13 protein-coding genes are annotated in these 12,382 nt (G+C 42.9%); 8 read left to right on the top strand and 5 right to left on the bottom strand.

Annotated features, from left to right (window positions below):
• Window positions 1-16 precede the first annotated feature (16 nt).
• Window positions 17-709, top strand: a complete 693-nt coding sequence (locus tag NSQ50_RS16240) for an AlkZ-related protein (protein WP_036676892.1) — start codon at window positions 17-19, stop codon at window positions 707-709.
• A gap of 74 nt (window positions 710-783) precedes the next feature.
• Here the strand turns inward: NSQ50_RS16240 and NSQ50_RS16235 are convergent, their stop codons facing one another.
• From NSQ50_RS16235 to NSQ50_RS16225, 3 genes are all read right to left on the bottom strand, one after another.
• Complete coding sequence (locus tag NSQ50_RS16235) at window positions 784-966, bottom strand: hypothetical protein (RefSeq protein WP_036676895.1); 183 nt, start codon at window positions 964-966, stop codon at window positions 784-786.
• Between the two features lie 227 nt (window positions 967-1,193).
• On the bottom strand, window positions 1,194-2,423 hold the full coding sequence (locus NSQ50_RS16230) for an aminopeptidase (RefSeq protein ID WP_076223775.1): 1,230 nt from the start codon (window positions 2,421-2,423) through the stop codon (window positions 1,194-1,196).
• 44 nt (window positions 2,424-2,467) lie between these two features.
• Window positions 2,468-3,700: an aminopeptidase gene (locus NSQ50_RS16225; RefSeq protein ID WP_038571402.1), complete on the bottom strand. Its 1,233-nt coding sequence runs from the start codon at window positions 3,698-3,700 to the stop codon at window positions 2,468-2,470.
• A gap of 178 nt (window positions 3,701-3,878) precedes the next feature.
• Here NSQ50_RS16225 and NSQ50_RS16220 point away from each other — a divergent pair, with 178 nt between their 5' ends.
• Window positions 3,879-4,154 (top strand): hypothetical protein, encoded by a 276-nt coding sequence (locus NSQ50_RS16220; RefSeq protein ID WP_038571400.1) that lies wholly within the window; start codon window positions 3,879-3,881, stop codon window positions 4,152-4,154.
• Window positions 4,155-4,211: 57 nt separating this feature from the next.
• Here the strand turns inward: NSQ50_RS16220 and NSQ50_RS16215 are convergent, their stop codons facing one another.
• Complete coding sequence (locus NSQ50_RS16215; protein WP_036677378.1) at window positions 4,212-5,528, bottom strand: TrkH family potassium uptake protein; 1,317 nt, start codon at window positions 5,526-5,528, stop codon at window positions 4,212-4,214.
• 191 nt (window positions 5,529-5,719) lie between these two features.
• Between NSQ50_RS16215 and NSQ50_RS16210 the strand changes: the two genes are divergently transcribed.
• From NSQ50_RS16210 to NSQ50_RS16200, 3 genes are read left to right on the top strand one after another with little or no spacing between them, the layout of a single operon-like run.
• Entirely contained in the window at window positions 5,720-6,073 is a 354-nt protein-coding gene (locus NSQ50_RS16210) for a VOC family protein (protein WP_036677380.1), read from the top strand.
• Window positions 6,074-6,098: 25 nt separating this feature from the next.
• Entirely contained in the window at window positions 6,099-6,527 is a 429-nt protein-coding gene (locus NSQ50_RS16205; protein ID WP_038571397.1) for a GNAT family N-acetyltransferase, read from the top strand.
• A 24-nt stretch (window positions 6,528-6,551) separates the two neighbouring features.
• The gene (locus NSQ50_RS16200; RefSeq protein ID WP_038571395.1) at window positions 6,552-7,085 is read left to right on the top strand and encodes a GNAT family N-acetyltransferase; all 534 of its coding nucleotides are present in this window, start codon (window positions 6,552-6,554) and stop codon (window positions 7,083-7,085) included.
• A gap of 50 nt (window positions 7,086-7,135) precedes the next feature.
• Here NSQ50_RS16200 and NSQ50_RS16195 read toward each other — a convergent pair whose 3' ends face one another.
• Window positions 7,136-8,446 carry a hemolysin family protein gene (locus tag NSQ50_RS16195; protein ID WP_036676912.1) on the bottom strand — a complete coding sequence of 437 codons (1,311 nt, stop codon included), beginning with the start codon at window positions 8,444-8,446 and terminating at the stop codon, window positions 7,136-7,138.
• 114 nt (window positions 8,447-8,560) lie between these two features.
• Here NSQ50_RS16195 and NSQ50_RS16190 point away from each other — a divergent pair, with 114 nt between their 5' ends.
• The 3 genes from NSQ50_RS16190 to NSQ50_RS16180 all read left to right on the top strand — a co-directional run bounded on the left by NSQ50_RS16190 (window position 8,561) and on the right by NSQ50_RS16180 (window position 12,369).
• Window positions 8,561-9,328, top strand: a complete 768-nt coding sequence (locus tag NSQ50_RS16190; RefSeq protein ID WP_036676915.1) for a DUF1836 domain-containing protein — start codon at window positions 8,561-8,563, stop codon at window positions 9,326-9,328.
• A 91-nt stretch (window positions 9,329-9,419) separates the two neighbouring features.
• Window positions 9,420-10,622 (top strand): MFS transporter, encoded by a 1,203-nt coding sequence (locus NSQ50_RS16185; RefSeq protein WP_036677382.1) that lies wholly within the window; start codon window positions 9,420-9,422, stop codon window positions 10,620-10,622.
• 187 nt (window positions 10,623-10,809) lie between these two features.
• Complete coding sequence (locus NSQ50_RS16180; RefSeq protein WP_076223772.1) at window positions 10,810-12,369, top strand: TerB N-terminal domain-containing protein; 1,560 nt, start codon at window positions 10,810-10,812, stop codon at window positions 12,367-12,369.
• Window positions 12,370-12,382: the final 13 nt, after the last annotated feature.

Raw genomic sequence — 12,382 nt, 5'->3', positions numbered from 1 at the left:
AGGAGATGATGAACAAATGGGTCAGGAATATGAACAAGGTAGTGTCACCACTTATGGTGAAACAGCAGAGGTTATTGCGAAATTGGGGATTTTACCGCTTGCTGCGCTCATCCCCGGGCACCCGTCTTTAAACGGCTTAACTAAGCCCGAGAATTGGCATACTGGAACAGATTTAGATCCGTGGTCATGGCGTGCGCAGTTTCCAGGTGAGGGCCTTGCAGGATACGGAAAGTTTATTAAGAAAAAGGCTATTTTGGTCTCAAGGGAGTGGTTCCCGGCATTTGTAGCAGCAGCAGGCAGTACCAAATCTATTGAAGAGCGGTATAAGGATGGGTTGGCTAGTAAAGAAGCTGTGACCTTGCTGCAGATTGTTCGTGAACATGAAGGTATTGATACACGTAAACTTCGGGCAGAGGCTGATATGAAGGCAAAAGAAAAGAAAACAGCCTTCGATAACGCGGTTACTGAGCTGCAAGGATCTTTAGATATGGTGATCTCAGGCATCAAGCAACGCCTGAATGATGAAGGTGAAGTAAATGGTTGGAGTAGTACCTCGTTCGAGACGGTCAGTCACTGGATGTCAGATAACGGTTTATCCGCTTTTGAAGGGGATAGAGAAGAGGCCATAGCTTGGATACAATCGAAGATGAACGGGGTATGGTCGCCTACAGCAATAGCTTGGACAAACAAAGCATTCTCATGGAATTAATAAAAACGGTTAATCACTACTCCATAGAGAGTGATTAACCGTAAGCGTTTTCCAATAAAGTTATATCCATCACATTAAGGTTCCAACATAGGCGCCAAGTAAGCAATCAGGAAATACAAGAATCCAAAAAGCAGCATAACATAGGCAGTGTATTTAATAGCATTAGATGCAACAATTCTTGAATCTACCGGTGGTTGAATTTCTAGCTGTTCTTCTTCGATGCTGTCAACTTCTTTGGATACTGGGTCTCTCAACATGATAATCCCCTCCTTGGAAATTCAATCCTTAATTGTATTGTGACATATTTGTGAACGGAAATCAACGATAGTGTGAACAAATATTGAACATTTATTCAAATTTGGGCATTTTACCACCTGAAATGTTGTTGTTAAAACAAAAACAACCCGCTTACTCTCTAATTAGAGAGCTAAGCGGGTTGTTTGAAGTTGGTTCTATCTAGGATCTAACGGGTGTTGTTTAAGCCTTAAGCCCAATCCCCATTACGGAAGATAGGTACTGTTGTTCCATCATCGTTAATTCCGTCAATATTCATTTCAGGAGAGCCCATCATAAAGTCAACATGGGTATGGCTTTGATTCATTCCTTTTTCCAACAGCTGTTCCTTAGTCATCGTAATTCCTTCTTGAATTGTGAAGGCATAAGCTGCACCTAAAGCCAAATGACAGGAGGCATTCTCATCATACAACGTAGTGTAATAAAGAATACCGCTCTCAGAAATCGGAGAGTGGAAAGGTACCAAAGCAACTTCGCCAAGATAGGAAGAGCCTTCATCCAGCGCGATTAGTGATGCCAAAGTTTCAGCGCCTTCTTCAGCAGTAAAATCAATCACTTTACCGTTCTCAAAGGTCAGCGTGAAGTTATTGATTAGATTGCCGCCGTAGCTAAGTGGCTTAGTGCTGCTCACTTTACCATTAATACCAGACTTCAAAGGGGCAGTAAACACTTCTTCCGTAGGAATATTGGCTAAGAAAGGGACGCCCTTACCGTTCACAGCTCCTGCCTGACACCAGATGTGTCCTTCCGGCAACTCAATAGTTAAATCTGTACCAGGTGCTGTATAGTGCAGCTTGCGAAACTTACTTTCATTCAAGGAAGAGCAACGAGTTTTGAGTCCATCTAAATGGCGGCTCCATGCTTCAATAGGATCGTCCTGATCCGCACGTGTGGCTTTAAAGATGGCATCCCATAACAGTTCAACCTGCTGCTTGGATGGAGCGTCAGGGAACACTTTTGCAGCCCAAGAGGCTGATGGGAAGGCAAGACCGCTCCAGCTCGCATGATTTCCCATTAAGTACTCACGATATGGCGCTAGGGTCTGCCCAGAGATACGCTGATTATCGGCAATTCTTCCAGGTTCAACGCCTTTTAAAAGATCCGGGTCAGCAGAGATAATGGTTAGAAATGCGGCTCCCTTTTTAGCAAGAACCTCTAATTCATCGGCTTGCCACTGCGGCGGCTCCAGGAAGGAATCGGATGGAGCAAGATCATATCGTGTACGTAATACAACTTCATCACTATAATTCACCTTTACAAGTCTCGCGCCGGCTTCATAGGCTTTACGAACCACAAGTCGCACAAGCTCTGCGGATACAATATCTGCATTCACAACGAGTGTCTGACCCGGTTGAATATTAACGCCAATCTTCACGGCCAGCAATGCGTAATTCTCCAGCTTTTGCTTGAAATCCAACATAGTTTCTATTCCTCCCAATATCCTGTATCTCTTGTGTGCTTAAATTAGAACGCCCAGTTTCCATTCAGGAAGACAGGTTCTTCAGTTCCATCAGCAGTTATCCCGTAAATGTTCATCTCAGCTGACCCGATCATGAAATCCACATGGGTTACACTATTGTTGAGGCCATGCTCAATTAACTGCTCTGGATTCATATCTTTACCGCCTTCTAAACAGAAGGCATAAGCCATACCTATAGCAAGGTGATTAGAAGCATTTTCGTCAAACAATGTGTTGTAATAAAGAATGTTGGATTCAGAAATAGGGGATTTATGAGGAACCAAGGCAACTTCCCCTAAGTATTTCGCTCCTTCATCCATACTAATGAGGTGCTCTAGCGCTTCTTGACCTTGCTCAGCAGTAACACTTACAATACGGCCGTTCTCAAAGCTAATAGAGAAGCCATCGATGATGTTGCCGCCATGACTAAGTGGCTTTGTGCTTCTTACAGTGCCATTAACACCAGTTTTTAGTGGTGCAGTGAAGACTTCTTCGGTAGGCATATTGGCTACAAAAGAATGACCTTTTGCATTAATGCTGTCTCCTTGTGCCCAGATATGGCCTTCAGGAAGCTCGATGCTAAGGTCAGTGCCAGGTGCTATGTAATGCAGCTTTTTATATTTTTTTGCATTGAGTACATTTGCTTTTTGTTCTAAGGTGTCGAGATGCTCCTGCCATGCAGCTACTGGATCTTCACGGTCAAGACGCACGGTGTGGAAAATGGCTTCCCAGAGTTTATCTACACGTTCTTCGGCTGGAACCTCAGGGAACACTTTATCCGCCCAAGCTTGACAAGGAACAGCTACAATACTCCAGCTAACTTTGTCGGACATTTGCATTTCACGATATTTGGTGAGGGCAGCTCCACGTACTTTTTGAAAATTGGAGATACGTACTGGATCAATACCTTTAAGTGCATCAGGATCTTCAGCGATCACGTTAAGGATAGCCGCACCTTTTTCGGCGAATTCAGTCATTTCACCTGCGTACCAAGTAGGAGGCTGAGTGAATACCTCTGGCGCAGCGTGTTCAAACTGTTGGCGTGTAATGCTCGCATCACTCCAGTTCACCTTAACTAAACTTGCTCCGATGGCATATGCCTTAGCGGTAATTAGACGTACGAAATCAGCGGCAAGAATCGGTGCATTCACCACTAGAATTTGCCCGGGTTGAACATTAACACCTATTTGTACAGCTAAATCTGCATATTTACTAAGCTTAGCCTGAAAATCAGTCATTGTAATTTCCTCCATTTACTAATAGTTTAGTACTTTACAAGCATTGTACTAAATTATTAACCGCCGGATGAAAAAAGTCAATTACGTGGAATTTACAGAGCAAAGAGAAGGAATTACAATCATTTCAATGATATACTGAAAGGGTAGCTGATTTGATGATAGGAAGGAAGATAAGTGGATGAATTTAGAGATCGTAAGTGCTGAAATGAGCCGTAAAGAAGATAAAAGTTATGTAGGGAGGACTGTATTCACTCTCGAAAATCATAAGGCTCCATATGAAATTACTTTCTTCAGTACAAGAGGAACGGAATGGGATTACAGTCTAAGCTTTGCGGGTGAGCCTGGGAGCGAGGAACAGTTCTTAGAAACGGATGCATTGCTGGAGAATGACGATGATGTGTACAATCAGTTGCTGGATGCGGCACTTGATCAACAAGAAATCGTGGAAGAATAATACTATTATTGATATGACGCCAGCGGCATTATCTGGTAGCCGCTGGCCATATCATGACTATCCAATCGTTATCTTACCTTCTGGGTAACGATACAGTTCTTTACTACCTTTTGGTTTCAAAGCATAAGCAAGTGTAAGTGGTCCGGTCCGGCCCATAAACATCAGGATAATCACTAGAACCTTTCCTGCCGTAGTCAGTTCCGGAGTAAGGCCCATAGATAAGCCTGAGGTTCCAAAAGCAGATACAGCTTCAAAAAGTACAGTTAGAAATTCAGCGCTCTCGGTCAAGGATAATAACATCGTAGCGATGACAAGCAGCATAAGAGACATTAATGTGATGGTAAGGGCTCTATATACATTTTCTTTAGCGATCCGGTGGCGAAACATTACAATATCTTCTTTCCCCCGTAATCGTGCAGCTACCGCAGTAACCAGTACGGCGAATGTAGTGATCTTAATTCCTCCACCCGTCGACCCAGGTGCAGCACCGATAAACATCAATAGAATCATCAGAAATTGTGTGGATTGCCGTAAAAGTGGAACTTCAATGGTGGTGACACCACCAGATCGCGGAGTTACCGCTTGTAAAAAGGTCGCCCAAAACTTTCCGCTTGCACTCAAGGGCTTCAGCGTAGAATTATACTCCAGTAGGAAAAACAGCCCCGCACCAATAATAATCAATATAAGAGAAGTCCAAAGAACAACCTTTGAATGAAGAGTGAGTCTTCTGCGTTTAGGAAAGTCCATAAGATCAGACAGAACGATAAAACCAATCCCTCCAAGAAATATAAGGCTCATTGAGGTGAAGTTAACAATGGGATCATTTACAAAACGAGTAAGTCCGCTAAAAGGCCCATGAATATCACCGAAGAGATCAAAGCCTGCATTATTAAAGATAGATATACTGTGAAAAATCCCATAATATGCTGCTTTCCCAAAGGGCATATCCATCATAAACCTTCCAGCAAACAACACGGCACCCGACAGCTGAATAACAAGAGAATAGATCAGGACCCTACGGATTAAGAGTACAATTCCCTGCATCGAATTTTGGTTCATAGATTCTTGCAAAAGGATTCGCTCTTTCAAGGATATCCGTTTATTAAGGACCAAGGTAATCAAAGTAGCCATCGTTACAAAGCCTAATCCTCCGATTTGAAATAAAATGAGTAGAACAACTTGTCCGAAGGTAGTTAGCTGAGTTCCCGTATCAATGACTGCAAGACCTGTAACACATGTGGCTGAAGTCGCCATAAACAAGGCATCGATAAAGGATATTTGTCCGGATGTTGAGGAGACCGGGAGACTAAGCAGAAAAGTCCCGGCAGTGATAAGGATTAAGAATCCTAGTGATAAAACTTTGGGCGGGGTCATTTTAAAACCACCGAAGTTCAGGTTAGCCAATGTAATTCTCCTGACGTACGTGATATTGGAGTAATGCTCACAGAATTATAACACAACTTACCAGCCCTTCCCTAAATGGAGGGAGGTAATTGACATATTTTATCGAATTATTCTAGAATAACACCCTATCCGTCAACTTTAAAGAGGAGGCTTTCTTAATGATGATAAGTCCGATTCTGAATCAGATTGGTGCTGTTTTTATTCCGGTAAAGGATATTGAGAAATCTAAACAATGGTATTGCCAATTGCTTGGACTGCCACTAGATGGAGAGGTATTATTCGGCCATTTATATGTAGTCCCTATGCAGGGACCGGGCATCGTTTTGGACAGTAAGATTTACACCGCTGAATCTGTTCTAAACATCCCTTCGTTTCATCTAAACACCGAGGACATTGATGCTGCTTATGATTATGTAAAGGCCAACGGAGGAGAGATTCTGACGGATATCGAACATGATCATTGGTTTAATTTTAAAGATCCCGATGGAAATGTGATTATGGTCTGTCGTTGTTAAGCGTTATATAGAAGGGAGTAGACGAATGATAAGAGAAGCTGTGCCCAAAGACGCTATCAATATTGAAGAACTATACCGGATTTTGCTGCCTGAGCATCCAGCTATTCATGTATCCCCTGAGCGACTGAAGCAGATAGCAGATCATCCGGATAGTTTTCTTTATGTGTACGAAGAACAAGGAATAATTGTCGGGTCGTTACATCTTCATTTTTGTATGGATGCTTTGTGTGACGATAGGCCCTTTGCTGTTATAGAAAGAGTTATTGTGGCTGAAAAAGTACGAGGAAAAGGGTATGGCGCAATGCTAATGAGACATGCCGAGAATGTAGCAATCTCCAAGGGAGCCCTTAAGATTATGTTAGCAAGTGCTGCAAAGAGAGAAGAAGCGCATCGTTTTTACGAGCATCTAGGTTATGATGGCAGCTCCAGCAAGTTGTTCAAGAAGTATTTATAGTTATTTACGATTGGAAGTGATGATATGATGGTTACACTTAGAGAACTGGTGCCGGAGGATGCAGGTGAATTGCTTCGACTTCAGCATCAGTTAGACCAGGAGTCCAAATTTATGTTATTGGAACCGGATGAAAGACAAGCTAGTCTTTGTCAGGTCAAAGAAATGATCGAAAGCTTTCTGGTAGCAGAAACTTCAATTCTTATAGGGGCAGAGGTTGACAATCATTTGGCAGGTTACTTGTCTGTTAGAGGTGGAAGTGTTAGACGTAATAGACATAGCGCGTACATAGTGATTGGGATTCAGAAACAATATCAGGGGAATGGGATTGGAGCTGGCCTGTTCCGTGAGATGGACATCTGGGCTATGAACAATGGGATTGTTCGTCTTGAGTTATCCGTCATGACCCATAATCAAGCTGCTTTGGCGCTATATATCAAGAACGGGTTTGAAATCGAAGGGACGAAGCGGAAATCTCTTATTATCGATGGTGAGTGGGTGGACGAATATTATATGAGCAAAATTCTCCCAAAAGAAAAAAGGATAGAGGATCAGATTTAATCTGATGACCCTATCCTTTTTTTTATGAATAAAGGTTATGATTTCGTAATTTATGATGATTCAGTGTTGCTTGATTGTTCGATAACAACTTCAACCTTGCGGACACGGTATCTGTTCATCTCGCGGATGGTCAATGTTACATGGTCACGAACAATACTTTTGCCAATGGCTGGATCGGTAATATGACTGTATACCCAACCTCCAACTGTGGTCACTTCTTCATCTTCGAAATCAAGCCCTGTAAGATCCTTGACCTCTAACAGAGATACCTTACCATCGAATAGATAGTTAGTATCGCTTATTTTTTCGACTTCTCTGCGTTCATCACCGTCAAACTCGTCACGGATTTCACCAACGATTTCTTCCAAAATATCTTCAATCGTGATGAGACCGGATGTTCCACCATATTCATCAAGCAGCAAGGCAATATGCACACGCTCCAACTGCATACGAGTTAGAAGATTCTTGACTGGTGTCACCTCAGATACTGTCAGTACGGGTTGAATTAAGCTGTGGAAATCAAAATCAGGATTGTTATCATACTGCAAATAGAGCTGTTTCGTGTTGATCATTCCGATAATATTATCCTTGCTGCCTTGTGCCACAGGGAAACGAGTATATTGCTCCTTGCGGATAATTTCGAAATTTTCTTTCAACGAATGATTGGTAAAAAGACATACCATATCGGTTCGCGGAACCATGATTTCTTTGGCGAGCATCTCATCAAAAGTAAAGATTCGGTTAACATAGCCATATTCGGCTTTATTGATTTTCCCACTTTCGTAACTCTCGGACAAGATCAAACGAATCTCATCTTCACTATGCGCGTCTCCATGCTCACTAGCTGGTTTCATCCCAAAAAGTCGAACAAGCATATTAGCGGAACCGTTCATGAACCAAATGAGAGGGTACAAAATTCTGTAGAACCAAATAATCAGCGGTGAAGTAATTTGACCGATTTTTTCCGGAATGTTTATAGCTGCCGTCTTCGGAGCAAGTTCTCCGACAACGACGTGTAAGAATGTTGCAATGATGAATGCGAGTAAAAACGCAAGAGGGTGACTCACACTAGAACTGATATTGGCCCAGTCGAAAATAGGAAGCAATAACTGTTCGAATGCAGGCTCTGCCAGTGCACCAATACCCAGCGCAGTGATAGTAATCCCGAGCTGACAAGCGGATAAATAGCCATCGAGATTAGCGGATACCTTCTGAACTGCTAAGGCATTCTTCTTTCCGTCAAGCACCATTTGACTGATCTGGCTACCTCTAAGTCTCACCAATGCAAATTCTGTTGCTACAAAAAAAGCGGTTAAAATAATCAAAATAACCACCAACGTCAAACTAAGTCCTATACCCATATAATCTTTACCATCCCTTTCGTTCCTAAAATAGGTTATACTCATTATTATGAGTTCTTATGAACTATTCTACGAACTTTTCAGTAAAATATCAAATGGTGGAGGGAAACAGATATGGAATCATTTGCATTGACTCGTGTGGAGATGTCCAGTCTACTGCTCTCATTGACCGGATTGTCAGACCGGAAACCGCTGAATATCCTCCAAGAGGCATGGGCAAAGTTTCACCGTGAAGAATTACAAAAGGGGACTTCGTTACCCGCTTTTTTATCAACCAATGTTCCACCCATATTACAAAAGATCATTAAAGGCGGCCATGTTAAAGGCTTTTCACTTGGTGAAATTGCTTCATTGGGCCATCTTATAGAGTATTCCACATTGACCGTCACAGCTATGCAAAATTGGGTCAAGCGCGACTTCAAGGAATATCTCGGTTCGCCTAAAGAAGGAAAGAAATATTCGGTTAATCAGGCGGCGCTTTTGTTTATTATTGATGATCTCAAATCAGCCCTTAACTTTGAAAGTATTCGCCAATTGTTCCAGCTAATGTTCCTAAAGCCGGATCGCGATGATGATGATCTAATTGAACCGGCCAAGCTGTATTACGCATATGCAGGGCTTTTTGAGGAGATCAAAAGCAATCCATCGATTCAGACGCAATGTAAAGTAGATCAAGTGTTGCACAAGGAGTTCTCTTGGAAAGAAGATACCTCGTTAAAAAGCTCTATAGATCGTGTAATTAACCGGCTGACACATTTGTCGAGAGCGCAGAGAGAATCCGTTCGTAATATGCTGCTTATCGCCACAATTTCTGTGCAGACCTGTTATTTTCAATCGCTGGCTAGGCAATACTTTAATGCTGCTTTATTTCTTGATTTTTGAGCACTTCAATTTTAAAATGTATAAGTGAAACAATCAAAAGTAAGTTTTATTAGTTAGCAGGTTGAAATAAGGGGGCTTCGAAGTGAATCAAATGACACTGCTGCGGAATCCGAAACAAAGGAAATTACTCTTCAGCGCTGGCTTGAGCTGGATGTTCGATGCGATGGACGTCGGAATGATTTCTTTTGTTGTAGCAGCTTTAGCTAAGGATTGGAATCTGGGACCGGAGCAGATCGGTATATTGACTAGTATTAATTCCGTCGGTATGGCAGTAGGTGCTGCAGCGGCAGGAATATTAGCAGACCGCTTTGGTCGTAAACCGGTATTGCTGTGGACACTCCTTATTTTCTCGGCGGCAAGCGGATTATCTGCATTTGCAACAGGCTTTGCGATCCTCTGTGTGCTTCGTTTTATTGCTGGGTTTGGCCTTGGCGGAGAGCTGCCTGTCGCTTCTACCTTGGTCTCAGAGAGCATGCCTGCTCAGGAGAGAGGCCGTGCGGTTGTGCTTTTGGAGAGCTTTTGGGCAGTCGGTTGGATTGCATCTGCATTAATCGCGTTCTTCATTATCCCTGATTATGGCTGGCGTATAGCTTTCGGAATTGGGGCTGTACCTGCACTCTACGCTTTATATCTAAGACGGGCGATTGATGATTCACCGAAATTTGCTGAGATTAAAAAGGCACCCGTTTCCTTAAAGAAACGAATCGCTACCGTATGGTCGCCAGAATATCGCCGTTCTACAATTATGTTGTGGATTTTATGGTTTACGGTGGTGTTCTCGTATTATGGCATGTTTCTATGGCTGCCTACAGTTATGGTACTTAAAGGCTTCAGCTTGGTCAAAAGCTTCGAGTATGTGCTTATTATGACGCTCGCTCAGCTGCCTGGGTATTTTACTGCCGCTTACTTTATTGAAAAGTTCGGACGTAAATTTGTCCTAGTCATCTATATGCTGTTCACTGCGGTTAGCGCTGCATGGTTCGGAAATGCGACTACTGAAGGAATGCTGATGGCTGCCGGAATTTGTTTATCCTTCTTCAATCTTGGCGCTTGGGGTGGCATGTACGCTTATACGCCAGAGCTGTACCCAACGGCTATTCGTTCCACAGGTGCTGGTTTAGCGACGTCCTTTGGCCGGATTGGGGGAATTATCGCACCTTTGCTGGTAGGGGTTCTAGTAGGTAAATCTATGGCGATTGGCTCGATCTTTATGTTATTTTTTGTAACGATTATTATCGGTGCATTAGCGGTATTGTTCCTTGGCAAAGAAACAAAGGGAACCGAGCTTCTCTAAAGTGTGATTCTGCATTACATACTTGATGTTAATCTATCAACAGTGCTAAAATATCAAGAAGAAACGATGTTGTCGTCCTGTATGGACAACCACTACTATTACGTAAGAACAAAACGGTTCCTTCACAGTTGTGAACAGGACCGTTTTTTTACATTAATCCTTATTTATAAGGACGGAGCGATCGCACATGAGTAATGATAGGAAGCAGCCGCATTTCACAGAATTAGTCTGGGAAAGTACGGAACAAAATGTACCGATTCCGCCGCGAAATTCCCCTGAACCGCTGTTGTCTAAGTCATCTTCAACGAATAAAGGCAAAACGAATTCATCCCCTGAACCATCATTACAGCTGCAGCTTTGGGATACAGAGATGGAAACGCCGGAGCCTGTGACTACCACCGAAGGGCAGTTCGTAACAAGAGCGAAGGAATTGGTTGATAAAACTGAGGATTCAGCGCTATTTGTTCCTTTTAAGAGTTACTGGCCTACATATGGCCATATGACAGGCACGCAAAGCAGATGGTATTTTTATTGGCGGAATGAAGTTAGACAAGGCAGATATCTGAAAACAGATCTTTCTTATATTTTTCTGCATGTATATGAGCTTATTAATGGCGTGGGGTGGACTGATCCTTATGATGGCTATAGGCAGCTAAATCAGATGTGGGAAGCTTACCGGGAAAGTTATAAACGCTTGGATCAATATCTTGGCGGCTGGATCGCGGACTTCTCTTTTGTACATCACTTGGATGTCCCGCTTTCTATCATTGTGGCTCGTTCACGTGGTCTTGCAGGAGATCTGGCGGAACTTGAATTAATGAGAGGCTTGACCGCAGCGCCTGAGCAACTAACCTTTGCAGTATTAACGGCAATGTCGGACTATGATATTAGTAAATCCAAGTTCTACATCGGAGAAGGCAAAGAAGCTCTTGAACAATACATTCCGCAGGTCGTGGCGTTAATCAATGCTTATGTCACCCGAAAACACGGCTCCAATCTAGTTGAAATGTTTCCACCTGGACCAGCGGTGATGCGGGAGCGTTATTTATTCCGAAGTGCCGTATATGACATTTCATTATATGGCTATTCTGTTCTTATACCGGTTGTACGTATTAGTAAATCTCCACCACTTCGCAGTCTGATTACCAGGCTATTTCGTCTGACTGAGAATAAACTACGGGAACTGATGGGCTACCGCGGACGACTTAAAGGTGTTAATGTGGATGCCGATATGGACGATTTGATCACTCGTTTTCTAAAGCGTGAGTACCTTAAAGAGACGCAGGAAGACAAGGGGCCGGCAGTCGTCATAGATCCGGAGAAGCTAGAACGCCTGCAAAGTGATTCTGAAATTGTACGGACGATGCTTACGGTTGAGAATATGGACGAGCAGGAAGATTACGAGGATAGCGAGATCGATGTAACTATCGATGAAATCGGTCCAATAAAAGACAGCAAGGAAGAATTGTTGCCTGTAGATGTGATGGAAGAAGCTCAAGTGGTTAACATAGGGTCGGAGGCAGAACAGTTTGCCAATGCTTTAAGTCCACTACAACGGGAAGCACTGTTTGCTCTTTTGGATGAGGATGGAAGTCAATCTATGCTGAAGCTGGCTGCTGCCAATGGCACGATGTCAGAGCTTTTAATTGATGAGATTAATGAAATCGCAATGGATATTCTCGGTGATCTGATCATTGAGGGTGAAGATATTGTTGAGGAATATATCTCTATGCTGCGCAATATTTAATGAGGTGAACTTT

This window comes from Paenibacillus sp. FSL R10-2788, from assembly GCF_038003885.1.
In the GTDB taxonomy this organism is placed as follows: domain Bacteria; phylum Bacillota; class Bacilli; order Paenibacillales; family Paenibacillaceae; genus Paenibacillus_AQ; species Paenibacillus_AQ odorifer.
Note: the sequence above shows the minus strand (reverse complement) of the source record. Positions and strands in the feature narration are given on the sequence as shown.

Coding starts and splice junctions, on each gene's coding strand:
- NSQ50_RS16185 (WP_036677382.1), top strand. CDS start 9,420: ATGACACTGCTGCGGAATCCGAAACAAAGGAAATTACTCTTCAGCGCT.
- NSQ50_RS16230 (WP_076223775.1), bottom strand. CDS start 2,423: ATGTTGGATTTCAAGCAAAAGCTGGAGAATTACGCATTGCTGGCCGTG.
- NSQ50_RS16240 (WP_036676892.1), top strand. CDS start 17: ATGGGTCAGGAATATGAACAAGGTAGTGTCACCACTTATGGTGAAACA.
- NSQ50_RS16205 (WP_038571397.1), top strand. CDS start 6,099: ATGATAAGAGAAGCTGTGCCCAAAGACGCTATCAATATTGAAGAACTA.
- NSQ50_RS16180 (WP_076223772.1), top strand. CDS start 10,810: ATGAGTAATGATAGGAAGCAGCCGCATTTCACAGAATTAGTCTGGGAA.
- NSQ50_RS16200 (WP_038571395.1), top strand. CDS start 6,552: ATGATGGTTACACTTAGAGAACTGGTGCCGGAGGATGCAGGTGAATTG.
- NSQ50_RS16215 (WP_036677378.1), bottom strand. CDS start 5,528: ATGACCCCGCCCAAAGTTTTATCACTAGGATTCTTAATCCTTATCACT.
- NSQ50_RS16210 (WP_036677380.1), top strand. CDS start 5,720: ATGATAAGTCCGATTCTGAATCAGATTGGTGCTGTTTTTATTCCGGTA.
- NSQ50_RS16225 (WP_038571402.1), bottom strand. CDS start 3,700: ATGACTGATTTTCAGGCTAAGCTTAGTAAATATGCAGATTTAGCTGTA.
- NSQ50_RS16220 (WP_038571400.1), top strand. CDS start 3,879: ATGAATTTAGAGATCGTAAGTGCTGAAATGAGCCGTAAAGAAGATAAA.
- NSQ50_RS16190 (WP_036676915.1), top strand. CDS start 8,561: ATGGAATCATTTGCATTGACTCGTGTGGAGATGTCCAGTCTACTGCTC.
- NSQ50_RS16195 (WP_036676912.1), bottom strand. CDS start 8,446: ATGGGTATAGGACTTAGTTTGACGTTGGTGGTTATTTTGATTATTTTA.
- NSQ50_RS16235 (WP_036676895.1), bottom strand. CDS start 966: ATGTTGAGAGACCCAGTATCCAAAGAAGTTGACAGCATCGAAGAAGAA.